This window comes from Shewanella carassii (genome assembly GCF_019670705.1).
Taxonomy (GTDB): Bacteria; Pseudomonadota; Gammaproteobacteria; order Enterobacterales; family Shewanellaceae; genus Shewanella; species Shewanella carassii.
The window spans coordinates 3,264,611-3,290,095 of record NZ_AP024618.1 but is presented as its reverse complement, the minus strand read 5'-3'; the positions used below and the strand labels follow the sequence as shown (position 1 = coordinate 3,290,095).

The 25,485-nt window shown below is 53.4% G+C and carries 19 protein-coding genes and 2 tRNA genes; 20 read left to right on the top strand and 1 reads right to left on the bottom strand.

All coding sequences use genetic code 11. The annotated features are described in order from the left end of the window. Positions 1 to 5: 5 nt before the first annotated feature. The 9 genes from bamJ (at position 6) to secF (ending at position 13,558) form a co-directional block, all read left to right on the top strand. On the top strand, positions 6 to 623 hold the full coding sequence (gene bamJ, locus K5621_RS14885) for a BamJ family beta-barrel-assembly machinery protein (protein WP_039033627.1): 618 nt from the start codon (positions 6 to 8) through the stop codon (positions 621 to 623). 59 nt (positions 624 to 682) lie between these two features. Continuing rightward, entirely contained in the window at positions 683 to 1,501 is an 819-nt protein-coding gene (gene dapB, locus K5621_RS14880; RefSeq protein ID WP_101053923.1) for a 4-hydroxy-tetrahydrodipicolinate reductase, read from the top strand. 188 nt (positions 1,502 to 1,689) lie between these two features. Then, positions 1,690 to 2,838: a glutamine-hydrolyzing carbamoyl-phosphate synthase small subunit gene (carA, locus tag K5621_RS14875; protein ID WP_221049630.1), complete on the top strand. Its 1,149-nt coding sequence runs from the start codon at positions 1,690 to 1,692 to the stop codon at positions 2,836 to 2,838. Between the two features lie 23 nt (positions 2,839 to 2,861). Next, positions 2,862 to 6,083, top strand: a complete 3,222-nt coding sequence (gene carB, locus K5621_RS14870) for a carbamoyl-phosphate synthase large subunit (protein WP_221049629.1) — start codon at positions 2,862 to 2,864, stop codon at positions 6,081 to 6,083. A gap of 279 nt (positions 6,084 to 6,362) precedes the next feature. Then, the gene (locus tag K5621_RS14865) at positions 6,363 to 9,308 is read left to right on the top strand and encodes an alkaline phosphatase family protein (protein WP_245003090.1); all 2,946 of its coding nucleotides are present in this window, start codon (positions 6,363 to 6,365) and stop codon (positions 9,306 to 9,308) included. A 244-nt stretch (positions 9,309 to 9,552) separates the two neighbouring features. Then, a complete protein-coding gene (gene greA / locus K5621_RS14860; protein WP_039033631.1) occupies positions 9,553 to 10,029 on the top strand; it encodes a transcription elongation factor GreA in 477 nt (158 codons plus the stop codon). A gap of 106 nt (positions 10,030 to 10,135) precedes the next feature. Further along, positions 10,136 to 10,702, top strand: a complete 567-nt coding sequence (locus tag K5621_RS14855; protein WP_221049628.1) for a hypothetical protein — start codon at positions 10,136 to 10,138, stop codon at positions 10,700 to 10,702. A gap of 119 nt (positions 10,703 to 10,821) precedes the next feature. Then, positions 10,822 to 12,657, top strand: coding sequence for a protein translocase subunit SecD (secD, locus tag K5621_RS14850; RefSeq protein ID WP_221049627.1), 1,836 nt, complete (start codon positions 10,822 to 10,824; stop codon positions 12,655 to 12,657). 4 nt (positions 12,658 to 12,661) lie between these two features. Next, positions 12,662 to 13,558, top strand: a complete 897-nt coding sequence (secF, locus tag K5621_RS14845) for a protein translocase subunit SecF (RefSeq protein ID WP_418354532.1) — start codon at positions 12,662 to 12,664, stop codon at positions 13,556 to 13,558. Between the two features lie 115 nt (positions 13,559 to 13,673). On the opposite strand, the gene yhbY is transcribed toward secF, so the two are convergent. Then, positions 13,674 to 13,973: a ribosome assembly RNA-binding protein YhbY gene (gene yhbY / locus K5621_RS14840; protein WP_025009926.1), complete on the bottom strand. Its 300-nt coding sequence runs from the start codon at positions 13,971 to 13,973 to the stop codon at positions 13,674 to 13,676. Between the two features lie 90 nt (positions 13,974 to 14,063). Between yhbY and rlmE the strand changes: the two genes are divergently transcribed. From rlmE to infB, 11 genes are all read left to right on the top strand, one after another. Next, positions 14,064 to 14,693 (top strand): 23S rRNA (uridine(2552)-2'-O)-methyltransferase RlmE, encoded by a 630-nt coding sequence (gene rlmE / locus K5621_RS14835; RefSeq protein WP_100144228.1) that lies wholly within the window; start codon positions 14,064 to 14,066, stop codon positions 14,691 to 14,693. A 44-nt stretch (positions 14,694 to 14,737) separates the two neighbouring features. Then, positions 14,738 to 16,702 carry an ATP-dependent zinc metalloprotease FtsH gene (gene ftsH, locus K5621_RS14830; protein ID WP_100144230.1) on the top strand — a complete coding sequence of 655 codons (1,965 nt, stop codon included), beginning with the start codon at positions 14,738 to 14,740 and terminating at the stop codon, positions 16,700 to 16,702. Between the two features lie 113 nt (positions 16,703 to 16,815). Beyond that, positions 16,816 to 17,652 (top strand): dihydropteroate synthase, encoded by an 837-nt coding sequence (folP, locus tag K5621_RS14825; RefSeq protein ID WP_221049626.1) that lies wholly within the window; start codon positions 16,816 to 16,818, stop codon positions 17,650 to 17,652. A gap of 97 nt (positions 17,653 to 17,749) precedes the next feature. Continuing rightward, positions 17,750 to 19,087, top strand: a complete 1,338-nt coding sequence (glmM, locus tag K5621_RS14820) for a phosphoglucosamine mutase (RefSeq protein ID WP_221049625.1) — start codon at positions 17,750 to 17,752, stop codon at positions 19,085 to 19,087. A gap of 182 nt (positions 19,088 to 19,269) precedes the next feature. Further along, positions 19,270 to 20,052, top strand: a complete 783-nt coding sequence (tpiA, locus tag K5621_RS14815; RefSeq protein WP_100144236.1) for a triose-phosphate isomerase — start codon at positions 19,270 to 19,272, stop codon at positions 20,050 to 20,052. A 1-nt stretch (position 20,053) separates the two neighbouring features. Next, positions 20,054 to 20,359, top strand: a complete 306-nt coding sequence (gene secG, locus K5621_RS14810) for a preprotein translocase subunit SecG (protein ID WP_100144238.1) — start codon at positions 20,054 to 20,056, stop codon at positions 20,357 to 20,359. A gap of 10 nt (positions 20,360 to 20,369) precedes the next feature. Further along, a tRNA-Leu gene (locus tag K5621_RS14805) sits at positions 20,370 to 20,456 on the top strand. Positions 20,457 to 20,538: 82 nt separating this feature from the next. Beyond that, positions 20,539 to 20,615, top strand: a tRNA-Met gene (locus K5621_RS14800). Between the two features lie 174 nt (positions 20,616 to 20,789). Continuing rightward, positions 20,790 to 21,245: a ribosome maturation factor RimP gene (rimP, locus tag K5621_RS14795; RefSeq protein ID WP_100144240.1), complete on the top strand. Its 456-nt coding sequence runs from the start codon at positions 20,790 to 20,792 to the stop codon at positions 21,243 to 21,245. Between the two features lie 27 nt (positions 21,246 to 21,272). Then, on the top strand, positions 21,273 to 22,772 hold the full coding sequence (nusA, locus tag K5621_RS14790) for a transcription termination factor NusA (protein ID WP_100144242.1): 1,500 nt from the start codon (positions 21,273 to 21,275) through the stop codon (positions 22,770 to 22,772). A gap of 24 nt (positions 22,773 to 22,796) precedes the next feature. Next, entirely contained in the window at positions 22,797 to 25,454 is a 2,658-nt protein-coding gene (gene infB, locus K5621_RS14785; RefSeq protein WP_221049624.1) for a translation initiation factor IF-2, read from the top strand. Positions 25,455 to 25,485 lie beyond the last annotated feature (31 nt).

Below are 25,485 nucleotides of genomic sequence, written 5' to 3'. Positions count from 1 at the left end.
TGATTATGTCTGATAAGTTCACCAGTGTTGAACAACAAGCCAGCTACGGCGTAGGCCGCCAGTTGGGTGAGCAACTGGCCGCAAACTCTTTCGAAGGTCTGGATATTCCAGCCGTTCAAGCCGGTCTGGCCGATGCATTTGACGGCAAAGAGAGTGTTGTTTCCATGGAAGATATGCAGGTTGCTTTCTCTGAAATCAGCCGTCGCTTGCAAAAGGCGCAGGAAGAGGCTGCCGAAGCCGCTTCTGCCGAAGGTAATGCTTTCCTGGCCGAAAACGCCAAACGTGAAGGTGTGGTGACTACCGAATCAGGTCTGCAGTACGAAATCATCAACGAAGGCTCAGGCGAGAAGCCAAGCTATGATTCCAACGTTCGTACTCACTATCACGGTACCTTTATCGACGGTAAAGTATTCGACAGTTCAGTAACCCGTGGTCAGCCTGCCGAATTCCCGGTTTCCGGCGTGATTGCCGGTTGGACCGAAGCGCTGCAACTGATGCCGGTTGGCGCCAAGTACAAGCTGTATGTACCGCATCACCTGGCCTACGGCGAGCGCGGTGCCGGGGCGGCTATCCCGCCTTATTCCACTCTGGTCTTTGAAGTGGAACTGCTGGACATTCTGTAATACCAAAATCGCTTGAGTCTGACTCAGGCGATTTTTTTAGCCTGTATGTGGAGAAAGTTATGAGTGGACATGTCAGAGTTGCGGTTGCCGGAAGCAGCGGCCGTATGGGGCGTACCTTGATAGAAGCGGCCGCGCATTCCAGCCGGATCATTCTGGGCGCGGCCATCGAGCGCGCTGGCTCGACTCTGGTGGGAGTCGATGCCGGAGAGTTGGCCGGGGTCGGTTGTCTTCATGTCCGGGTCTGCGATAGCCTGGATCAGGTTGCTGATGACTTCGATGTGCTGGTGGATTTCACCAGCCCGGAAGGCACCCTCAGCAATCTGGATTGGTGCGCCCGCCATCATAAGGCGATAGTGATAGGCACTACAGGTTTCAATTCGGCGCAAAAGGCGCAGATTGAGGCCTTTGCCGAGCAGATCCCTGTGGTATTGGCACCCAATATGTCGGTTGGGGTTAACTTGATGTGGAAGCTGCTGGAATTGGCGGCGGAAGTCATGGGTGATTATACCGACATAGAGATCATCGAAGGCCATCACAGGCACAAGAAGGATGCACCTTCAGGTACCGCCTTGAAGATGGGGGAAGTGATTGCCAACACACTGGGGCGGGATCTGGAAAAAGTCGCCGTCTATGGCCGCGAAGGGATCACCGGCGAGCGTGAGCGCGACACCATAGGTTTTGCCACTATCAGGGCGGGCGACTTGGTGGGCGAGCATACCGCCATGTTTGCCGATATGGGCGAGCGTTTGGAGATCACTCACAAGGCTTCCAGCCGAATGACCTTTGCCAACGGCGCCATGCGTGCGGCACTTTGGTTGCAGGAACAGGATGCCGGGCTCTACGACATGCAACAGGTATTGGGGTTGAAACCCCTATGACATTATTTAAAAAACCGCCGATTGGCGGTTTTTTTTTGAATTCCTCCGTCTGGCTATTGACGGATCGATATTTGTCGTGTAGGATGCGCGGAATTTGTCAAAATTTCGTATTTTAGCGGAAATTGGTACTTTAAACAAAGATAAAAACATTACATTTCAGTGGCTTGGCTCTTTTCTCGGAGGTCGCGTTGACAAAGTCTGCCTTACTCGTACTCGAAGATGGAAGCGTATTTTCCGGCACAGCAATCGGTGCCGATGGGATCGCAGTCGGAGAAGTCGTTTTTAACACTTCGATGACCGGATATCAAGAAATCCTCACCGATCCATCTTATTCTCGCCAGATAGTAACTCTAACCTACCCACATATCGGTAATACCGGTACTAACAATGAAGACACAGAATCCGATGCAGTTCATGCCTGTGGTCTTATTATTCGTGATCTTCCCCTCCTCGCCAGTAACTTCCGTAACCAACAATCCCTCAGTGATTACCTCAAAGCCAACAAGGTAGTCGGTATCGCCGATATCGACACCCGTAAGCTGACCCGTATTCTGCGGGAGAAGGGCGCTCAGGCCGGTTGCATTCTGGTGGGTGAGCAGGACGTAGACAAGGCGCTGGCCGCCGCCAAGGCATTCCCTGGGCTGAAAGGCATGGACTTGGCCAAGGAAGTGACGACCGACAAGTCTTACACCTGGCGCAAGGGAACCTGGCGTTTGGAGAGCGGCCTGCCGGTCGATACTCCCGAGTCAGAACTCAAGTACAAGGTAGTGGCTTATGACTACGGCGTGAAGCAGAACATACTGCGAATGCTGGTAGACAGAGGCTGTGATGTGACTGTGGTTTCCGCACAAACGCCTGCCAGTGAAGTGCTGGCGATGGCACCGGATGGGGTATTCCTCTCCAACGGCCCCGGTGACCCGGAGCCATGTGACTACGCCATCAAGGCGATTCAGCAAATTCTCGAAACCGATATCCCGGTATTCGGCATCTGCCTTGGCCACCAACTGCTGGCGCTGGCCAACGGTGCCAAGACGCTGAAGATGAAGTTTGGTCACCACGGCGCCAACCACCCTGTGAGCGATATTGACAAAGGCACTGTGATGATCACCAGTCAGAACCATGGTTTTGCTGCCGATGAAGCCACATTGCCTGCCAACATCAAGGTGACTCACAAGTCGCTGTTTGATGGCTCACTGCAAGGGATCCACCTGACAGACAAGCCGGCCTTCAGCTTCCAGGGCCACCCTGAAGCGAGTCCGGGGCCGCACGATTGTGCGCCTCTGTTCGATCACTTTATCGAACTGATTGAGCAATACCGTCACCAAGTCAAGCTGTAATCGCCGGGAGAAGATAGAAGAAAATGCCAAAACGTACTGATATTCAAAGTATTCTTATCCTGGGTGCCGGCCCAATCGTTATCGGTCAGGCCTGTGAGTTTGACTATTCGGGAGCCCAGGCCTGTAAGGCGCTGAGAGAAGAGGGTTACCGGGTTATTCTGGTGAACTCCAACCCTGCAACCATTATGACAGACCCAGAAATGGCCGATGCCACATACATCGAGCCTATCCACTGGGAAGTGGTGCGCAACATTATCGCCAAAGAACGCCCCGATGCGATTCTGCCAACCATGGGCGGTCAGACGGCGCTGAACTGCGCCCTGGAACTGGAAGCCAAAGGCGTATTGAAAGAGTTTGACGTCGAGATGATCGGTGCCACTGCCGATGCCATCGACAAGGCCGAAGATCGTGCCCGTTTTGACAAGGCGATGAAGAGTATCGGCCTCGAGTGTCCCCGTGCCGGTATTGCCCACAGCATGGAAGATGCACACAAGGTGCTGGATCAAGTGGGCTTTCCCTGCATCATTCGCCCCTCTTTCACCATGGGTGGCAGCGGCGGCGGTATCGCTTACAACGTCGAAGAGTTTGAAGATATCTGTACCCGGGGTCTGGATTTGTCGCCGACCAATGAGCTGCTGATTGACGAGTCGCTGATTGGCTGGAAAGAGTATGAGATGGAAGTGGTGCGCGATCGCAACGACAACTGCATCATAGTCTGCGCCATCGAAAACTTTGACCCCATGGGCGTGCACACAGGTGACTCCATTACCGTGGCACCGGCCCAGACCCTGACCGACAAAGAATATCAACTGATGCGTAACGCCTCCATGGCGGTGCTGCGGGAAATCGGCGTTGAAACCGGTGGTTCCAACGTGCAGTTTGGTATCAACCCCAAAGATGGTCGCATGGTGATCATCGAGATGAACCCAAGGGTATCGCGCTCATCTGCGCTGGCCTCCAAGGCGACCGGTTTCCCGATTGCCAAGGTTGCGGCCAAGCTGGCGGTGGGCTTTACCCTGGATGAGCTGATGAACGACATTACCGGCGGTCTGACCCCGGCTTCGTTCGAGCCCTCTATCGACTATGTGGTTACCAAAATCCCTCGCTTCAACTTCGAGAAGTTTGCCGGTTCCAACGACCGCCTGACCACTCAGATGAAGTCTGTCGGTGAAGTGATGGCCATCGGCCGTACCTTCCAGGAGTCGATGCAAAAAGCTCTGCGCGGCCTGGAAACCGGGATGACAGGTTTTGACCCTATCGTGGATATCAACGAGCCGGAAGCCCTGGCCAAGATACGTTACGAATTGCAGGATGTGGGCCCTGAGCGTCCTTGGTATATCGCCGATGCTTTCCGTGCCGGTATGTCCATGGAAGGTATTCGCCGCATCACCAACATAGACCCTTGGTTCCTGGTGCAGATTGAAGATCTGGTACTGCAGGAAGAGAAGGTCAAGGAAGGCGGCTGGAGCGGTCTTTCCAAAGAGTTCCTGCGCAAACTGAAGCGTAAAGGTTTCTCCGATGCACGCCTGGCGTCACTGCTGGGGGTTTCTGAAAGTGAAGTGCGCAAACTGCGTCACAAGTATGAGCTCTTCCCTGTTTACAAGCGGGTAGATACCTGCGCCGCCGAGTTCGCCACGGATACCGCCTACATGTACTCCACCTACGAGGAAGAGTGTGAGGCCAATCCGTCCGATAAAGACAAGATCATGGTGATAGGTGGCGGCCCCAACCGTATCGGTCAGGGTATCGAGTTCGACTACTGCTGTGTGCACGCAGCGCTGGCGATGCGTGAAGACGGCTATGAAACCATCATGGTTAACTGTAACCCTGAAACCGTTTCCACCGACTATGACACCTCTGACAGACTCTACTTTGAACCTGTTACCCTGGAAGACGTACTGGAAATCGTGCGGGTTGAGCAGCCCAAAGGGGTTATCGTGCAGTATGGTGGCCAAACGCCACTGAAACTGGCCCGCGCCCTGGAAGCCGCAGGTGTGCCCATCATAGGGACCAGCCCGGATGCCATCGACCGCGCCGAAGACCGTGAGCGCTTCCAACAAGCGGTTGAGCGTTTGGGGCTGAAACAGCCTGAAAACAGCACAGTGACCAACCTGGAGCAGGCGGTACTGGATGCCGAGCGTATAGGTTATCCTCTGGTGGTTCGTCCCTCCTATGTTCTGGGTGGCCGGGCGATGGAAATCGTTTACGACGAGCAGGATCTGCGCCGTTACTTCAACGAAGCCGTGAGCGTATCCAACGAGTCGCCGGTACTGCTGGACCGCTTCCTGGATGACGCCACCGAAGTAGACGTGGACGCCATCTGCGATGGTAAAGACGTGGTTATCGGCGGCATCATGGAGCATATCGAGCAGGCCGGTGTTCACTCAGGTGACTCAGGTTGTTCACTGCCTCCTTACACTCTCTCCAAGGCGATTCAGGACGAGATGCGCGAGCAGGTACGCAAGCTGGCGCTGGAGCTGGGCGTTGTCGGTCTGATGAACGTGCAGTTTGCGGTCAAGAGCGACGTGATTTACCTGATTGAGGTAAATCCGCGCGCCGCCCGCACAGTGCCTTTCGTTTCCAAGGCCACAGGTGTGCCTCTGGCCAAGATTGCCGCCCGGGTAATGGCCGGCACTTCACTGGCCGAACAGCAACATACTCAGGAAGTGATCCCGCCTTACTACTCAGTGAAAGAAGTGGTTCTGCCGTTCAACAAGTTCCCGGGTGTTGACCCTCTGCTCGGCCCTGAAATGCGCTCTACCGGTGAGGTGATGGGTGTGGGTGATACCTTCGCCGAAGCCTACGCCAAGGCGCAACTGGGCTCAGTGAAAGATGTGCCCAAGTCAGGTCGCGCCCTGTTGTCTGTTCGTCACAGCGACAAGAAGCGGGTTTCGGATCTGGCGGCCAAGCTGATTGAACTCGGCTATGAGCTGGATGCCACCCACGGCACGGCTGTGGTGCTGGGTGAAGCGGGTATCAATCCCCGCCTGGTGAACAAGGTGCATGAAGGTCGTCCACACATTCTTGACCGGATCAAGAACGGTGAATACACCTACATAGTGAATACCACAGAGGGTCGTCAGGCCATCGAGGATTCCAGACAGCTGCGCCGCGGCGCGCTGCAGCACAAGGTGAACTACACCACCACCATGAACGCGGCTTTTGCAACCTGTATGGCCCATGATGCCGACGACAGAAGCAATGTTGCCTCGGTGCAGGAACTGCACGCCAGAGTCAACAAGTAAACGCTGTCAGTCAGTAACTGAAAGTGACCAGGCCACCCATTAGGGTGGCCTGTTTTTTTGTAGGCAGGATGATTTGGGTCAAACTTCTTGGGAAGGTGCGGACAGGCCCCGGCATGCATTCAGTCAGATGCCTTGAACGCCAATTGCTGTGCAAGCCACTCTCTACAAAAAAGAACGCCGCGAGGACTTATTCGCACCTTCCCTTGGCTTTGGGATCTTGGCGGCTCTTGCTAAACTCGCCCACTATCAAGGCGCTTCAATCGAGGCGTTGCAATCAAGATGTTTCAGGGAAAGGAAGTGATGATACTCGAGTCTGTCTCAAAGGAGCCCAAGGGCCAGGAAAGCGTTGCGGGGCGAGTCAAAGGGCTGTTTAACCGGCGGAGCAAAGCACAGGCTCTTGCCTTGAGTTTTGGCTTGGCTTTGAGCCTCGGCAGCAACGGCGTGCGGGCTGATATCAACACTGTGCCTTTGGTGGCGCCCTTGTATCACGGCGGCGAACTGCTGCAAAAGCAGCTGTTTAAAGGGTTGGAGCTCAGTGTCACCACAGGGCGCGATCTGGCGATATTTTCCGTTGCCGGTATGAGCCTGGATGCCTACATTTTAACGCTGCCGCTCGATGCGCCGACCAAGGCCAGGGTCATAGCCCGGCTGTCGGATCCTTTCTACAGCATCCCCCTTGGGCATTTTCTCTACCTTTTTTACGACAGATACAGCCGCGCCGAGAACCGGGATCAGTTCCGGGATTATCTGCTGAGCCAATACAGCAAGGAGCAAATCGCACCCTGGCAGCATTCGCTGTTCAGCCTGGAAGAGCAGGTCAAAGACAATACCGAACCGACCGCCGAAGCCAATGACAGACGCGAGGGCATGACGCTCAATCGCCAATTGGTTGCCATGTTGGTGACTGTCTATGATCGCCTGTTCAACAATGATGACTGGGTCCTTGGCAAGAAACTGCCGGAACATTACCGCTATCTTGGCGATAGCCCTGAAGATCTGGCGCTGATTGCCGACATTCAGCCGCTGATCATCAATGAGATTGGCAAGTATGTCGGCAGTCTGCCCGAGGGGGATATGCGCAGCGCCCTCGAGCTGATTATTGAAGATGGCAAGGCGGAAAATGCCGCCAAGGTAAACAACAAGGCGCAGGCGATAACTGTTACCCTTATCGACTTTGTCCGTCTTAATGTGCTCAAGGCCTATCGCCAATATGCATTACCGGCGCAGCGGGCCAAGGCCTTTTCTGCCTGGATGCAGGCCAGTCTCAAGGAAGATCCCAAGGGGCTGAGTGACTTTCTGGCAAGTTGGAGTCAACGCCCTAGAGCGGTGCAGATAACAGTAGATGGCTTGAGCCAGGGACTGATGCAGGCGTTGGTTGCACCCAATTCCGGCCCTTATCTCAAAGAAGTACTTGCCAGGGATGCGGCTTTGTCGCAACTCTCGCCCGCGTCAGCCATGGGGCGGCCGCAGCACACTCCCAAGCAGGACTTTTTGCGTCAGTTGGTGAAAGATGGCGCCACCGACCAGTACTATCTGCCGTTTTTCAAGTCACTCTATCGCCGGAGTGAAAATGGCATAGCCACAGGAGGCATCTCTTCCACGCCTACCATCAGTGTGCGCAATCTGCCGATTATCAAGACAGGCGCCGCAGTGTCCGGCCAGGGTGGCACAGGGATCCCCAATTTTCACTTTGTCGATCGCACCCGTGATCGGGCCTATTACTTCTTCGGCAACGACGCCCTGCAGCTCGAAAATCTGGCGGAGAGCCGCGGCATGCGCACCATGTTCGAGCGCCTGAACTATCTCAAAACTTTAAACTGTAACGCCCAATATGACTGGAACGCCCAGACCAGTTTCGATGCCCTGGTCAATCTGGGGCTGGGGGAAGCGATCCGTGATTTTGGCGAGCAGCGCTGTCTCAATGAGTTGTCGCTGCGCGCCGAAGCCGAGAAGGGCTTGCAACTTAGAGTAGCGGCGGTTCGAGAGCAACTCGAGGCCTACGACAAGATGGGCGCCTGGCGGCTGTTTTCCCGCATGAGCTTGCGGGGTAAGCTCAATGAACAGCTCAATGAGCTGGCCTTGCTGAGTGAACAGGCAATGCCGGACTATCTGCTTATTTATAACCCCTGGCCGGATCACTTCGCTCATTTCAAGGGGCCGTTCAGCGACGAAATCATAGCGCCGACCGGTGAGCTTAACCGCCTCGATTACTGGTTCGGCCGTCTGGACAAGGTGTATCGGGACGCGGGTATCTATCCGCAGACGCTGTGGGGCATGGCCGGCGATCATGGTTTGGCACCTGTGTATCACACCCTTAACCCCGAACTGGTGCTGCAAGATGCGCTCAAGCAACGCGGGGTCGAGCTCAAGATAAGCAAAATCTCCTCTGATGAAGGGGAAGGCCCCAAGATAACCAACAACCTCAACCCGCCTTCACTGCATGGGGTAGACTTGGTGATAGCCTCTACCGCAGGTGGTAACTATATGCTGGACTTCTTTAACTCGGACCGAGGTTGGCAGCTGCAACCCTTGTATCAGGAGTTGACCCGTTTTAAGGTCAAAGAAAGCGAGGCGCTGGATATGGTCAGCCTGCTTGCCGATGAGTTGCAGGAATCGCTGGATTATCTGGTGGTGCGTCAAAGTGATTGCACACTTGATAGCTGCTCTGTGCGTTTGGTGGGATATAGAAACGGGCAGCGCCGAGATGAAATGATCAGTCGTGACTCGGGCGCTATCCGTTATCAGGCGCTTGATGATAAAGGCGCGCCTGAGCTGCTGGCACTGGCTCAGAGCAACCCTTATCTGCCGCCGCTGTCAGATGTTCAGTTATCGGCCAAACAACAACTGCTCGAATTGTGCTTGGGGAGTGCCAAGGGCTGCAGCGCCGAGCAGTGGCGCAATCTGGCGGCCATGAGTCCCAGACCCGATGCCGTGGTGCAGCTGGCACACCTCTATGATGAAGACAGGGCCGGCACCATCAATCTCTTCCCCAAAGAGGGATTTGGCTATAACACCCTGGTGCCGGGGCGTCATGCGGGCGAGCATTATCTGGAAAAAGATGCCTTCATAGGTTTCTGGGGCGAGCCTAGCAAACCCGGCCAGAGATTGGGGCCGCTGGATAACGGCTCACTGGCACCGACTTTGTATCAGTACCTTACCGGTGAGCAGGTCGAGGTAGGAGACAATGGTTGGGGCTATCCCTCTGTGCTTTCGAGTCTTAACTGAGATGAATTTATTATCGTCGGTGCCACAGAAACAGAGATTTTTGTCGCCATCACTGGCAAGCCTGCCATGGCTTAGGTAAGCTTGTAGCCAAGATGAATTGAGTTTTGGCCGGTGTGTTCCCCGGTATTCCGCTATGCATCCCTGGCGCCGCAGACAAAATGGCGCCCATTCACCCGAAAAATGAGTCTCTGTTGGCCCTTGGCTGACGGAGGCTGCTTTTGTTTGACAGGAGACGAAAGAGATTATGAACAAGGTTCCCATGACCCTGGTTGGGGCAGAACAGTTGCGCAAAGAACTGGATATACTCAAGTTTGATCGCCGTCCCAAGATCACCGAGGCAATTGCCGCGGCGCGTGAACTGGGGGATTTGAAAGAAAACGCGGAATACCATGCCGCCCGTGAAGAGCAAGGCATTTGCGAAGCCCGTATCCGCGATATCGAAGGCAAACTGTCCAACGCCCAGATCATTGATGTGACCAAGATGCCCAACAATGGTCGGATCATCTTTGGTTCTACCGTGACCATACTGAATCTGGACACAGATGCCGAAGTGACTTACCGCATTGTCGGTGACGATGAGGCGAATATCAAAGAGAACCTGATCTCGGTGAACTCTCCTATTGCCCGTGGCCTTATCGGTAAAAATCTGGGGGATGAAGTCAATATTCAAACTCCCGGTGGCCTGGCAGAATATGAAGTTGTCGCCGTCGAATATATCTGATTGCGTTATCAAGCCGCCTCCGGGCGGCTTTTTTGTGCAAGATGGACAAAGTTTAATTTGCCCGTCAGGGCTTGAAAGACTAGCATCCGCCCAAATAACCCTGTTTATGGATAACACCTTGCTGAGAATCATGCGCCTCTTTACCCTGCTGATCGCCATAGGTCTGCTGGGCAATGTGTATTCCGGGATTGCCTCTGATGCAACCTGGAAGGCGTTTGAACAGGCTTTGCCCGAGCTCAGTCAGCAAGATGCTGACAAAGAGCCGTTGTCCATAGCTTCATCTACCTCAGTTGGTCAGGAGTCTCAAGCCCAAGAGTCCCGGCATCATAAGCTTGGCAAGCATGATGCTAGTGGCAGAGCTGAGGTGGATGGTAAGGTTTCCCTGTCTGACTTATCCAAGTTGCTGCGCTCCGAGCAGGGCGACCAACTCTATTCTGCCCCTGGTGCTCGTCTGTGCTGTCTCAGTATGGCCGCTCAGCAGGATGTGCCCGAGCCGCCCTATGAATTGGCGTTTGAAATCGCTATGCCACCGGCGCCAGTGCTCAGCATAGGTTTTGCCGAGCAGTTGCCTATCGAGCAGAATTGGACCTTAACGCACCCCGGGGCTGGTTTGCGCCTTGGGGGCTGGAAAGACGCCAACCTCCGCTATCGCTTCAGTCAGCAGGCCGCCTGACGCTCTCTTCCGGGCTTTTCTGTCCGGGTTTCACTTCATCTGTTGTCAGTCACTCCGTCATTGGATGGCTGCGACTGTGATATGTGGCTTAAGCCACGAGTCGAAAAGAGAGTATAAATATGATAACTGACTCATTATTAAAGAGTAATGGCCGTGGGCGCCAGCCTAAAAAATTGCTTAATCACTACAGCGCCTGGAAATATCTGGTGTTGGTAGTCACTCTGGTGGTGATGGCGCTGAGCGCCTTGCCAACCTGGTATGGTGAAGATGCCGCGGTGCAAATTTCTCCCAAGGCCGGACTGGACTTATCTCCGACCCAGATAGTTTCTGAACTGGCCAAGGCCGATATTCAAGTCAAGCGCCTGGACAGCAAAGATCAGCAAACCCTGGTTATTCTCAATGACGAAGGCCAACAGACGCTGGCCAAGTCATTGCTGGCCGATCATGCCCAAGATCCGGCTGAGCTCACTTTGGCCTTGAGCCCGGCGGCGCCCGAGTGGCTGCTCGGCATGGGATTTGAACCCATTAAACTGGGACTGGATCTTCGTGGTGGGGTGCAGTTTCTGTTGGATGTGGATATTGCTCCTGTGTATCAGACTCAAGGCAGTTCATTGGCCGATGCCCTGCGCGCCTTTGCCAGAGAAAAGGGGATCCGCGGCTTGAGTGTGCGTCAAGGAGCTGAAGAGCAACTGACTGTGATTATGCCCGAGGCGGCTCGCGCCGAGGTGCGGCAATTTATGGCCAAGCAATACCCACTTTGGCAGGTGAGCAGCGATAACAGTCAACTCAAGCTGGTACTGACGGAGGCCGAGAAAATCAACCTGCGTAATCTGACAGTGCAGCAAAACTTGCAGATCATGCGTACCCGAATTGAGGAACTGGGGATCACCGAAGCCTTGGTGCAGCGTCAGGGCGAGAGCCGCATCCGTATCGAGCTGCCCGGTGTTCAAGACCCGGCGGCCGCCAAGAGCGTGATAGGGGCGACCGCGACTCTGGCCTTCTATGAGGTTAAGGATAGTGCCACCGGCGCCATGCTTATCAAAGACAAGTCCGGCAATCCTGTGCCCGTGGCACGTAAACCTGTGCTGACCGGCGAGCATATTGTCGATGCCCGTGCCGGAATAGGAGAAATGGGCGCTGCAGAGGTGAATATTACCCTGGACAGTGAAGGCGGCCGCCGTATGACCGACTTCTCCCGAGGCCATATCGGTAAACCTATGGCCACGGCATACAGTGAGTACAGTCGCGATGCCGATGGCAAGGCGGTGCAAAGCAATGAAATTATCAGTGTCGCCACCATCCAGTCTGTGCTGCCGGAGCGTTTTCGGATAACCGGCGCCGGTAGTTATCAGGATGCGCAGCAATTGGCTCTTTTGCTGCGGGCCGGCTCTATGACTGCGCCTGTCACCATAGTTGAAGAGCGCACCATAGGCCCGACGCTGGGGGCAGAAAATATTCACAACGGCTTTGCCGCCCTGGCGCTCGGTCTGGGGATCACCCTGGTGTTTATGGCGCTTTGGTATCGCAGACTGGGCTGGGTCGCCAACCTGGCACTGCTGGCTAATATGGTGCTGCTGTTTGGTTTGCTGGCCTTGATCCCCGGCGCGGTGCTGACGCTCCCCGGGATTGCCGGTTTGGTGCTGACAGTGGGGATGGCGGTGGATACCAATGTGCTGATTTTCGAGCGGATCCGCGACAAGCTTCGTGAAGGGCGAGCATTGGCGCACGCCATTGACAAGGGCTTTGACAGCGCCTTCTCCACCATTTTCGATGCCAACTTCACCACTATGATCACCGCCGTAGTGCTCTACGCCATAGGTAATGGTCCTATTCAGGGGTTTGCGCTGACGCTGGGGCTGGGGTTATTGACCAGTATGTTCAGCGGGATTTTTGCCTCAAGGGCGATTATCAATCTGGTTTATGGCAAGAACTTCAGCCGCGATGTAAGGGTTTAATATTATGATTAATATGAAAAATGCAACCAAGTGGCGTTATTTCAGCAGCGCGATTTCTGTGATTTTGATGATAGTGTCCATCAGTGTGATTGCCGTCAAGGGGCTCAATTGGGGGCTGGATTTTACCGGTGGTGTGGTCAGTGAAATCCGTATCGAAAGCTCAATCAGCGCCAAGACGTTGCAACCTTTGTTGCAGCAGGCCTATGGTCAGGAAGTCAGTCTGATTGCTGCCGGTGAGCCGGGACGCTGGGTGCTGCGTTATGCCGCGCCAAGTGCCGGACAGAGTATGCCCGAACTGCCGGAAGTGTTGGCGGGTATGAACACTCAGGTGGAAGTGCTCAATACCAGCATAGTCGGGCCTCAGGTCGGCCAGGAGTTGGCCGAGCAGGGCGGTTTGGCTTTGCTGGTGGCTATGTTGTGTATTCTGGGCTATCTCTCTTACCGCTTTGAGTGGCGTCTGGCATCCGGCGCGGTATTTGCACTGGTGCATGATGTTATCTTTGTGCTGGCTTTTTTTGCCGCCACTCAGATGGAGTTCAACCTGACGGTGCTGGCGGCAGTGTTGGCCATTTTGGGATATTCACTCAACGATTCCATCATTATTGCCGACAGGATCCGCGAATTGCTGGCCGCCAAACCCAAGCTGGCGGTAAAAGACATCAATAACCAGGCGATTGCTGCCACGTTTGCCCGAACCATGGTGACATCCGGTACTACCTTGATGACCATTTCAGCGCTGTGGATCATGGGCGGAGGTCCCTTGGAAGGATTTTCCATCGCCATGTTTATCGGTGTGTTGACCGGTACCTTCTCCTCAATATCGGTTGGTACTTCATTGCCGGAATGGTTGGGACTGTCCAGTGAGCATTATCGGGTGACGCCTGTGACCCAGACTCCTTGATTGAAACCCGTCAATTAATACTGATTTAATCCACCGGCGCCACAATGTGCGCGCCGATGGGATACTGGCAACAAAAAAGCCACCTGTTAAGGTGGCTTTTTTGAGGGGAATGGGCTTATCTGGCCTTGGGCAGAGCGATTTTCATCTCTTCGGATTGGCGGAAAAGCACCAATACATGGCCTATCAGCTGCACCTTGGTTGCCTGGGTTTCACGGACAATGGCATCAACGATAGCGGCTTTCAGTTCTCTGTCTTCAGAGGCGACTTTAACTTTAATCAGCTCATGGTGAGAGAGCGCATTATCAATTTCAGCCAGTACCCCTTCAGTCAGGCCATTGGCACCAAGCAGCACTACCGGCTTGAGGCTGTGTGCCAGGCCCTTTAGATGCTGTTTCTGTTTGGTTGTTAAGTTCATTTCTACCAACTTTTGCTGAGTTACTGTTGAAAAGCCGCTATTCTACCCTCATATAGCCCTTGTGTAACTCTCATTTGTTGCGGATTTTGAATGTCAGGTAAGAAACGTACGGCCAGTTCCACCCGTTGGATGCAGGAACACTTTGATGATCACTATGTCAAATTGGCACAAAAACGGGGGCTGCGTTCGCGGGCCGCGTTCAAGTTGGAGGAGCTGCAACAAAAAGATCAGCTGATTAAACCCGGGATGACAGTGGTTGACCTGGGAGCCGCTCCTGGAGGTTGGTCTCAGGTAGCAGCCAAGTTGGTCGGTGATAAAGGTAAAGTGGTTGCTTGTGATATTTTACCGATGGACCCAATCGTTGGCGTCGATTTCCTTCAGGGAGACTTCCGTGAGGAAAAAGTCCTCGAGGCCTTGCTGACCCGGGTTGGGGAAGATAAGGTTGACTTGGTGCTCTCGGATATGGCGCCCAATATGAGTGGTTCAGATGGTGTGGATCAGCCCAGAGCCATGTATTTAGTGGAGTTGGCGCTGGATATGTGTCATCAGGTGTTGGCAGCCAATGGTAGTTTTGCCGTTAAAGTCTTTCAGGGGGAGGGCTTTGACGAGTATATGAAAGCAGTCAGACAAGCGTTCAAGACTGTAAAAACCCGTAAGCCGGATTCCTCCAGGCCACGTTCTCGCGAGGTCTATCTGGTAGCGACAGGGTACAAGTTGTAGTACCCTGATTGAAGTAAATCTCAAGACTTTGTGAGGTTCAGTAATTGAGTGACATGGCAAAAAATTTGATTCTCTGGGTGGTCATCGCCGTGGTGCTGATGTCCGTGTTCCAGGGTTACTCCCCCTCTTCTTCGTCAGCGCAGAAGATGGATTATTCGACTTTCCTGGACGATGTTCGTAGCGGCCAAGTCAGTAACGTTGAAGTGAAAAGCGACCAACGTACGATTGAAGGCGTCAAAAAGTCCGGTGAAAAGTTCACCACCATTATGCCCTTGTATGACCAGGATTTGATCAATGACCTGGATCGTAAAGGCATCCGCATGAAAGGGCAGGAAGCCGAAGAGTCAGGATTCCTGACACAGATCTTTATCTCCTGGTTCCCTATGCTGCTGCTTATCGGGGTGTGGATCTTCTTTATGCGACAGATGCAGGGCGGTGGCGGTAAAGGCGCCATGTCCTTTGGCAAGAGTAAAGCCAAGCTGATGAGCGAAGATCAGATTAAGACCACCTTTGCCGATGTGGCCGGTTGTGATGAGGCCAAGGAAGAGGTGAAGGAGATGGTGGATTATCTGCGTGATCCGACTAAGTTCCAGAAACTCGGTGGTCGTATTCCTACCGGTGTCTTGATGGTTGGTCCTCCAGGTACAGGTAAAACCTTGCTCGCCAAGGCGATTGCCGGTGAAGCCAAGGTGCCTTTCTTTACCATCTCAGGTTCTGACTTTGTGGAAATGTTTGTCGGTGTCGGCGCCTCCCGGGTACGTGACATGTTCGAGCAGGCCAAAAAGTCGGCGCCATGTATCATCTTTATCGATGAAATCGATGCCGTTGGCCGTCAGCGTGGTGCCGGACTCGGTGGTGGTCACGACGAGCGTGAGCAAACATTGAACCAGATGCTGGTGGAAATGGACGGCTTTGAAGGTAATGAAGGTATTATCGTTATCGCCGCAACCAACCGTCCAGATGTGTTGGATGCTGCGCTGCTGCGTCCAGGCCGTTTCGACCGCCAGGTTGTCGTAGGGCTGCCGGATGTTCGCGGCCGTGAGCAAATTCTTAAAGTGCACATGCGTAAAGTGCCTTTGGGTGACGATGTTAAAGCCAGTGTGATTGCCCGTGGTACGCCTGGGTTCTCAGGTGCGGATCTTGCCAACCTGGTTAACGAGGCGGCACTGTTTGCTGCTCGCGGTAATCGCCGTGTGGTGACCATGGAAGAGTTTGAGAGTGCCAAAGACAAGATCATGATGGGCGCCGAGCGCCGCTCCATGGTGATGTCTGAGTCCGAGAAAGAGATGACGGCTTACCACGAAGCCGGTCACGCGATTGTGGGTTATCTGGTGCCTGAGCATGACCCTGTGCATAAGGTAACCATTATCCCTCGTGGCCGGGCCTTGGGTGTGACCTTCTTCCTGCCGGAAGCCGATGCCATCAGTGAGAGCCGCCAGAAGCTGGAGAGTAAGATCTCTGTGGCCTACGGTGGTCGACTGGCAGAAGAGATTATCTTTGGCACAGAAAAAGTCTCTACCGGTGCATCTCAGGACATTAAATATGCTACGGCCATTGCCCGTAACATGGTGACCCAGTGGGGCTTCTCCGAGAAACTCGGTCCGCTGCTGTATGCAGAGGAAGAGGGTGAGGTATTCCTGGGCCGCTCCATGGCCAAGTCCAAGCATATGTCTGATGAGACTGCGGCCATCATAGACTCCGAAATTAAGGCTATCATTGACCGCAACTACCAGCGTGCCAAGCAACTGCTGGATGAAAATATGGACGTACTGCACGCGATGAAAGATGCGTTGATGAAGTATGAGACCATAGACTCGCGCCAGATAGAGGACTTGATGGAGCGCCGCGAAGTGCGTCCTCCGGTGGATTGGCATATGGATGACAACGGCTCTTCCAACGGCAATAATGGCAATAAAGGTGCCAAGCCTGAAGAGACTGAAGTTGAAGAGCATGAGCCGAGTGATACTGCTGCAGATTTGGGCAAACCCGGCGAGAGCCCGCTGAAATAAGCTCATTCTGAGGTCAAAGAAAACCCCGCAAGGGGTTTTCTTGTTTCTGCCTGAAGGCACAATAATAAATCCAAGAAAGATGTTCTCGCGCTTGACGCGTAAGGGAGTAAAGAGTGTTTGAATTGAAGTCCGGTGCTCAGCAACTACGACTCGATGAGCCTAAGGTGATGGGGATCCTCAATGTAACCCCGGATTCGTTTTCTGATGGCGGCCGTTTTTCTTCCTTTGAACTGGCCTGCCGCCACGCCGACCAGATGGTGGCCGATGGCGCCGTGTTTATTGATATCGGCGGCGAGTCCACTCGGCCCGGGGCTGCCGATGTCAGCGTCGATGAGGAGCTTTCCCGGGTTGTTCCCTTGGTGGAGTATATTGTCGCCAAGTATCCTCAGATCTGGATCTCTTTGGATACCAGCAAAGCCGAAGTGATGCGCGCCGGTATCAATGCCGGCGCTCATCTTATCAACGATGTGCGGGCCTTGCAGGAGCCCGGCGCCCTCCAAGCCGCGGCTGAGTTGCAGGTGCCTGTGTGCCTGATGCATATGCAGGGGCAACCCAGAACCATGCAGAATGCGCCCCACTATGAGGATCTGCTTGCCGAGGTGAATGACTTCTTTGCCAAGCGCATTGAGGCCTGCATTGATGCAGGGATCGCCAGAGAGGCAATATTGCTGGATCCAGGTTTTGGATTTGGCAAGACGCTGGAACACAATTATCATCTGCTGGCTCATTTGCAAGAGCTGGCAAAATTTGATCTGCCAATACTTATCGGATTGTCACGAAAGAGTATGATAGGAAATCTGCTTGAGCGCAGCGTTGACAATAGATTGGCAGGCAGCCTGGCAGGCGCCATGTTGGCAGTTCAGCGGGGCGCACATATTATTCGGGTACATGATGTCGCAGAGACTTACGATGTACTCAAGGTCATGGCTGCAACCAAACAGTTTGGATAAAGAAGCGCTGTGACTTCATCGGATTCAGGTCGGCGGGTCAGCCGACATTAGGTTTACAATATATAGAATAACCATCTGGGGATGGTTCGTAAGAGGGGTGAATGTGAGAAAGTTTTTTGGTACGGATGGGATCCGCGGCAAAGTCGGAGCGGGCAAGATGACTCCTGAGTTGGCTCTTAAGCTTGGCTGGGCTGCCGGTAGGGTCTTGTCCCGCAGTGGCACTCGTAAAGTGATCATAGGCAAGGATACCCGGATCTCAGGTTATCTGTTCGAGTCGGCGCTGGAAGCCGGCCTGTCTGCTGCCGGGCTCAATGTGATGTTGATGGGCCCAATGCCTACGCCTGCGGTAGCCTACCTGACCCGAACTTTCCGCGCCGAGGCCGGAGTGGTTATCAGTGCATCTCACAACCCCTACTATGATAACGGTATCAAGTTTTTCTCCACAGATGGCAGTAAGCTGGATGACGAGCTGGAACTTGAGATTGAAGCCGAGCTGGAAAAGCCTCTGGTTTGTGTTGAGTCGCATCTGCTGGGGAAGGTTTCCCGTATCGATGATGCCGCCGGTCGTTATATCGAATACTGCAAAGGTAACTTCCCGGCGGATCAAACTCTTGCCGGACTCAAGATAGTGGTGGACTGTGCTCACGGCGCTACCTATCACATTGCCCCCAATGTGTTCCGCGAACTGGGCGCCGAGGTGGTGACCATAGGGGATAAGCCCAATGGTATCAACATCAATGATCAAGTGGGGGCGACCTCCATGGCCAAGATCTGTGAAACCGTGGTCAGTGAAGGCGCCGATCTGGGTATCGCGCTCGATGGCGATGGCGACCGTATCATGATGGTCAATCGACAAGGTGATGTCATAGACGGCGATCAAATCCTCTATATCCTTGCCTGCGACGCGCAAAAGCGCGGCATTCTCAAAGGTGGGGTTGTTGGTACGCTGATGTCCAATCTGGGACTCGAGCTGGCGCTCAAACAGCTCAATATTCCCTTTGCCCGTTCCAAGGTCGGCGATCGCTATGTAATGGAACTGCTGAAAGAGAAAGATTGGCGCATTGGGGGAGAAAACTCAGGCCATATCCTCAACCTGGATCATGGCACTACGGGTGATGGCATAGTGGCAGGTATTCTGGTGCTGGCGGCCATGCGTCGTCATAACGCCTCGCTGGAAGAGTTGACTGAATCGATGCAGATGTTGCCTCAGGTCCTTATTAATGTTCGTTTTGAAGGCAACTCAGATCCGCTGGCATCACAATTAGTGCAAGACGCCCAGGCTCAGGTGGAGTCGCAACTGGGTGAGCGTGGACGGGTGTTGTTGCGTAAATCCGGTACTGAACCTTTGATCCGGGTGATGGTGGAAGGGGATGATGAAGCCCTGGTGCGCGCTCATGCCGAAACCATAGCCGCCGCAGTCAAACAAGCGGTTTAAATTGGCGTTTTTTAGCTTAATCAAAGTAAAATTAATGACTTAAGCTGAAATTGTGAGCGATTTACTGAGTGTGAGCGCAAAAAGTAGCCGAACACACGGTAAATCGCAAAAATTCCGTAAACAGGTATTGTAAGTTAATAAGTGGTTCGCTATTATTCACGCCGCTTTCAGAGGAGATGGTGATGGCACTCAGACGTCCAATGGTAGCAGGCAACTGGAAAATGAATGGCAGTGCGCAGTTAGCGCAAGAGTTGTTCAAGAAGTTTGCCAATAAGCTACATAATGATTCTGTTGAAGTGGTTTTATGCCCACCAGCGATTTATCTGGAAAGCGTAAGGCAACTGCTCGAAACTAACAAGGAAACCTTAAATGGTTCTCTGGTTAGAATGGGAGCTCAGAACCTGAGTCAGCACGATTTTGGTGCGTACACGGGTGAAACCTCAGGGCGGATGCTGAAAGATGCCGGTTGTCGTTATGTGATAATTGGTCACTCGGAACGCCGCCGTATGTACGGTGAAACGAGTAATATAGTGGCAGAGAAATTTGCCGCGGCTCAAAAGCACGGTCTAACTCCGATACTCTGTGTCGGTGAATCTGGCCCGGCTCGTGAAGCAAGACGTACTTTTGAGGTGCTTGCCGAAGAGTTGGATGTGGTAATCGAAAAGAACGGTACCATGGCTTTTGATAATGCGATCATCGCCTATGAGCCTCTTTGGGCTGTAGGGACAGGAAAGAGCGCAACACCAGAGCAGGCACAAGAAGTTCACGCGTTTATACGCAATCGCCTCTCTGAAGTGTCCCCTTATATTGGGGAAAATATCAGGATCTTGTACGGCGGCAGTGTCACACCGAGTAATGCTGCAGATTTATTCGCCCAACCTGATGTGGATGGTGGACTGATAGGCGGTGCTAGCTTAAACTCTACCGAATTCTTGAGTTTATGTACGATAGCAATGAGCGCTTAATATGAAAGAAGTACTGATGGTTATTTACTTGTTGGTGGCTTTGGGTCTGGTTGGACTCATCCTTATCCAGCAAGGCAAAGGGGCTGACATGGGCGCATCTTTTGGTGCCGGTGCTTCAGGAACCCTGTTCGGTTCAGCAGGTTCAGGTAACTTTCTGACTCGGACAACGGCGATTCTCGCTATCGCGTTTTTCACTCTTAGCCTGGTTATTGGCAACATGAGTGCGCATCACGTGAAGCAGGATACCAATATTATGGGTTCTGATGTAGAACAGACCCAACAGTCTGAGACCAAAATTCCAGACTAATACCGAATATGCCGAGGTGGTGAAATTGGTAGACGCGCAGCCTTGAGGTGGCTGTGACCTAACGGTCGTGCGGGTTCAAGTCCCGCTCTCGGCACCAATCTTTAACTGAGTGAATGGATATGAAATTTATCTCAGTTATTGCAAGTAAAAGCTGAAATCAGTAAACTTGCAGCAGTTGACGCGGGGTGGAGCAGCTTGGTAGCTCGTCGGGCTCATAACCCGAAGGTCGTCGGTTCAAATCCGGCCCCCGCAACCAGCTCCCAGTGATGAATTAAGCTAATATATAATTCATCCTGTTTACAGGTTCTTGAACATAATGACCTCGTGATTACGGGGTTTTTTGTTATCTGGGACTTTTAAATTTGCTGCCTTTTACGGCAGCTCAATACTGGGGCTATTAATAGCCCTTTTTTGTTTTTCGGGGGTTACCTTGGCAACATTAGAATCCAGACTCACAGAAATGCTTACTCCGGCAGTGGAAGGCCTCGGCTACCAGCTATGGGGTATTGAATTTGTTAAGGCCGGCAAGCATTCAACCTTGCGGCTATTTATTGACAGTGAGAACGGCATTAATATTGAAGATTGTGCCAATGCCAGTCGTCAGGCGAGCGCCATTCTGGATGTCGAGGACCCAATCACTTCCGAATACACACTGGAAGTCTCCTCTCCCGGTCTCGACAGGCCACTGTTCACCTCTGAACAATACGCTATGTACCTTGGAGAGGAAGCAAAGATTCAACTGACTATGCCGGTAGCGGGTAGTCGTAACTTAAAAGGTACCATCACTAAGGTGGAAGGGCAGATGCTCACCCTGACAGTGGATGGAAAAGACTTGATTATTGCCTTGGATAACATCCGTAAAGGCAACCTGATCGCTAAGTTTTGATGGTTTCAAGGTGAACGAGGCAAGACGATGAATAAAGATATTTTGCTGGTCGCTGAAGCGGTTTCCAACGAAAAGGCTGTACCGCGCGAAAAGATTTTCGAGGCGCTCGAAATTGCGCTGGCTACCGCAACCAAGAAAAAGTATGAAGGCGATATCGATGTTCGTGTTGCCATAGATCGCAAAACCGGCGACTACGAGACTTTCCGTCGCTGGTTGGTGGTTGATGATAACGGTGAAGCGTTGGAAAACCCTTACCGTGAAATCACCCTGGAAGCGGCTCGTTATGAGAACCCTGAGATCCAGCCTGGTGAGTTCATTGAAGATGAAATCGATTCGGTACAATTCGACCGTATCACTACTCAAACCGCCAAGCAGGTAATAGTACAGAAAGTCCGTGAAGCCGAGCGCGCCCAAATTGTCGAGCAGTTTATCGACAAAGAAGGTGAGTTGGTTACCGGTGTGGTCAAAAAGAGCAACCGCGACAGCGTAGTGGTTGATCTTGGCAACAACGCCGATGGCGTGCTGTTCAAAGAAGATCTGATCTCCCGTGAGACTTTCCGTCCGGGTGACCGGGTACGCTCCCTGCTGTATGCTGTGCGTCCCGAGGCCCGTGGTGCTCAGTTGTTCCTGACCCGCACCAAGCCAGAGATGCTGATCGAACTATTCCGTGTTGAAGTACCGGAAATTGCCGATGAGATGATCGAAGTGATGGGCGCCGCTCGCGACCCAGGTTCACGGGCCAAGATCGCCGTGAAATCAAACGATCGTCGTATCGACCCTATCGGTGCCTGCGTAGGTATGCGTGGAGCCCGGGTACAGGCCGTATCCAATGAGCTTGGCGGCGAGCGTGTTGACATAGTGCTGTGGGACGATAACCCGGCACAATTTGTTATCAACGCCATGGCGCCGGCCGATGTGGCCTCAATTATTGTTGACGAAGATAACCATTCCATGGATATCGCCGTCGAAGCCGATAGTCTGGCACAAGCTATCGGCCGCAATGGTCAAAACGTTCGTTTGGCGACACAGCTGACCGGCTGGGTACTGAACGTGATGACAGTGGAAGACATGAACAAGAAACATCAGGCCGAAAGCGCCAAAGTGATGGAGCTGTTCATGGGTGCGTTGGATGTGGACGAAGATTTCGCCCAGGTGCTGGCCGACGAAGGATTCACCTCTCTGGAAGAGGTGGCTTATGTTCCTGTTTCCGAGCTGTTGGCCATCGAAGGATTTGATGAAGACATAGTTGCCGCATTGCGTGAGCGCGCCAAGGCTGCCTTGTCTACCCGTGCACTGGCATCCGAAGAAGCACTGGATGGTGCCGAACCGAGTGAAGAGTTGTTGTCCATGCCTGGAATGGAGCGCCACCTGGCCTACGTTCTGGCAAGTATGGGTGTGATAACTCTGGAAGATTTAGCCGAGCAAGGCATTGACGATTTGATCGAAATTGAAGAATTGACAGAAGAAAAAGCAGGTGAGCTCATCATGGCAGCCCGCAACATCTGTTGGTTTGGCGAAGAAGCATAGTCGATCAACAGGGGGATTTAACTGATGGCAGAGACAACAGTAGAGAAACTGTCCACTGAAGTGGGAAAAAGCGTAGAGCGATTGATCGAGCAGTTTTCCAAGGCCGGTATCAAGAAAGGCAAGAATGACAGCGTCACCGAGGCCGAGAAACAGCAACTGCTGGACTACCTGAAAAAACAACATGGTGCGGACAGTGCGCCCACCAAGATGACATTACAGCGTAAAACCGTATCGACTCTGAGTGTTGCCGGTAGCGGCGGCCAGTCCAAAGACGTCAAAGTCGAAGTACGCAAGAAGCGCACCTTTGTGAAGCGTGACCCGGCCGAATTGGCCCGTCAGGCGGAAGAACAGGCCCGCGCCGAAGCCGAAGCCAAAGCTCAGGCAGAAGCCGAAGCGAAAGCCAAGGCCGAAGTTGAAGCCAAGGCCAAGGCAGAAGCCGAAGCGAAAGCTAAGGCGGAAGCTGAAGCCAAGGCCAAAGCTAAAGTGGCTCAGGATGCAGGCAAAGCCAAAGAAGAGGTTAAGGCTGATCCCAAGACCAGCGCCGAGCAGGAAGCTGCTCGTGTTGAAGCCGAGCGTCTGAAAGCGGCTCAGGCTGAAGCTGTTAAGCGCAAGGCCGATGAAGAAGCCGCTCGTGCGGCAGCTGAAGCCCGTCGCCTGGCTGAAGAGAATGAAAAGCGCTGGGCCGAAGAAGAGCGTCAGCGTCTTGAGGCCGAGAAGCGCAGCGATCACCATATCACTACCTCTAAAGTGGCCCGCGCCGCCGAAGACACCAGCGATATGGATGAGGAGAAGCGTGGTCGTCGTTCACGTCACAAGAGTGCCGGTAAGAAACGTACCAAGGACTCCCGTGACGGCCGTGAGCGCAACATCCGTAACCGTGCGCCTCAAGCCATGAACCATGGCTTCAATAAGCCGGTTGCCGCAGTCAACCGCGATGTACGCATAGGTGAAACCATTACTGTGGCCGAGCTGGCCCAGAAGATGGCCATCAAAGCCACTGAAATCATCAAGACCATGATGAAGATGGGCTCTATGGTGACCATCAACCAGGTACTGGATCAGGAAACTGCCCAACTGGTTGCCGAGGAGATGGGCCACAAGGTTGTGCTTATCCGTGAAAACGAGCTGGAGCATCAAGTTCTGGCCGACCGTGACGGTGAAGATGTCAAGCTGGAGCCTCGTGCGCCGGTTGTGACCATCATGGGTCACGTTGACCACGGTAAGACCTCGTTGCTTGACTATATCCGTCGCACCAAGGTTGCGGCCGGTGAAGCAGGTGGTATTACCCAGCATATCGGTGCCTACCATGTAGAAACCGATAACGGCATGATCACCTTCCTGGATACTCCAGGCCACGCTGCGTTTACCGCTATGCGTGCCCGTGGTGCCAAGGCTACTGATATCGTGGTTCTGGTAGTGGCTGCCGATGACGGCGTAATGCCTCAGACCATTGAAGCTATCCAGCATGCCAAGGCCGGTGGTGTACCGCTGATTGTGGCGGTGAACAAGATGGATAAGCCTGAAGCCGATGTCGATCGCGTCAAGAGTGAACTGTCTCAGCACGGCGTGATGTCGGAAGAGTGGGGCGGCGACAACATGTTTGTGTTCGTATCTGCCAAGACAGGTATGGGTGTAGACGAGCTGCTGGAAGGTATCTTGCTGCAAGCCGAAATTCTCGAGCTCAAGGCCGTACGTGACGGCATGGCCGCCGGTGTGGTTGTTGAGTCTCAGCTGGACAAGGGCCGTGGTCCTGTTGCTACCATCCTGGTTCAGGAAGGTACTCTGCGTCAGGGCGATATCGTTCTGTGTGGTTTGGAGTACGGTAAGATCCGTGCCATGAAGGATGAAAACGGCAAGAATATCACTGAAGCCGGTCCGTCGATTCCGGTTGAAATCCTGGGTCTGTCTGGGGTGCCTTCTGCCGGTGACGAAGCGACCGTTGTTCGTGATGAGCGTAAGGCCCGTGAAGTTGCCCTGTATCGTCAGGGTAAGTTCCGCGATATCAAGCTGGCGCGTCAGCAGAAGTCCAAGCTGGAAAACATGTTTGCCAACATGACCGAAGGCGAAGTGAAAGAGCTGAATATCGTGCTCAAGTCCGATGTACAGGGTTCTTTGGAAGCCATCGTCGACTCGCTGACCCGTCTGTCTACCGAAGAAGTGAAAGTGAACATCATCGCCAGTGGCGTGGGTGCACTGACCGAGACAGATGCGACTCTGGCCGCAGCGTCCAACGCCATCATGGTGGGCTTTAACGTTCGTGCCGATGCACAGGCTCGTAAGACCATCGAAAGCGAGAGTGTGGATCTGCGTTACTACAGCGTGATCTATGACCTCATCGACGAAGTTAAGTCGGCCATGAGCGGTATGCTTTCTCCTGAATTCAAACAGGAGATCATTGGTCTGGCTGAAGTGCGTGATGTGTTCAAGTCGCCTAAACTGGGGGCAATTGCCGGTTGTATGGTGACAGAAGGTATCGTTAAGCGTAGCGCACCTATCCGGGTTCTGCGTGAGAACGTGGTTATCTATGAAGGTGAGCTTGAGTCTCTGCGTCGCTTTAAAGATGACGTTAGCGAAGTTCGCAATGGCATGGAATGTGGTATCGGCGTGAAGAACTACAATGATGTTCGCGTAGGCGACCAGATTGAAGTGTTCGAAACCGTCGAAGTTGCCCGTACCCTGTAACGACAACATCGAAAAGGGCGGCTGAGGCCGC

Bases quoted from the DNA above. Each gene is read 5' to 3' on its own strand.
- secD (WP_221049627.1), top strand. From the start codon at position 10,822: ATGATAACTGACTCATTATTAAAGAGTAATGGCCGTGGGCGCCAGCCT.
- K5621_RS14855 (WP_221049628.1), top strand. From the start codon at position 10,136: ATGGATAACACCTTGCTGAGAATCATGCGCCTCTTTACCCTGCTGATC.
- dapB (WP_101053923.1), top strand. From the start codon at position 683: ATGAGTGGACATGTCAGAGTTGCGGTTGCCGGAAGCAGCGGCCGTATG.
- K5621_RS14865 (WP_245003090.1), top strand. From the start codon at position 6,363: ATGTTTCAGGGAAAGGAAGTGATGATACTCGAGTCTGTCTCAAAGGAG.
- secF (WP_418354532.1), top strand. From the start codon at position 12,662: ATGATTAATATGAAAAATGCAACCAAGTGGCGTTATTTCAGCAGCGCG.
- carB (WP_221049629.1), top strand. From the start codon at position 2,862: ATGCCAAAACGTACTGATATTCAAAGTATTCTTATCCTGGGTGCCGGC.
- bamJ (WP_039033627.1), top strand. From the start codon at position 6: ATGTCTGATAAGTTCACCAGTGTTGAACAACAAGCCAGCTACGGCGTA.
- tpiA (WP_100144236.1), top strand. From the start codon at position 19,270: ATGGCACTCAGACGTCCAATGGTAGCAGGCAACTGGAAAATGAATGGC.
- rlmE (WP_100144228.1), top strand. From the start codon at position 14,064: ATGTCAGGTAAGAAACGTACGGCCAGTTCCACCCGTTGGATGCAGGAA.
- infB (WP_221049624.1), top strand. From the start codon at position 22,797: ATGGCAGAGACAACAGTAGAGAAACTGTCCACTGAAGTGGGAAAAAGC.
- yhbY (WP_025009926.1), bottom strand. From the start codon at position 13,973: ATGAACTTAACAACCAAACAGAAACAGCATCTAAAGGGCCTGGCACAC.
- greA (WP_039033631.1), top strand. From the start codon at position 9,553: ATGAACAAGGTTCCCATGACCCTGGTTGGGGCAGAACAGTTGCGCAAA.
- nusA (WP_100144242.1), top strand. From the start codon at position 21,273: ATGAATAAAGATATTTTGCTGGTCGCTGAAGCGGTTTCCAACGAAAAG.
- secG (WP_100144238.1), top strand. From the start codon at position 20,054: ATGAAAGAAGTACTGATGGTTATTTACTTGTTGGTGGCTTTGGGTCTG.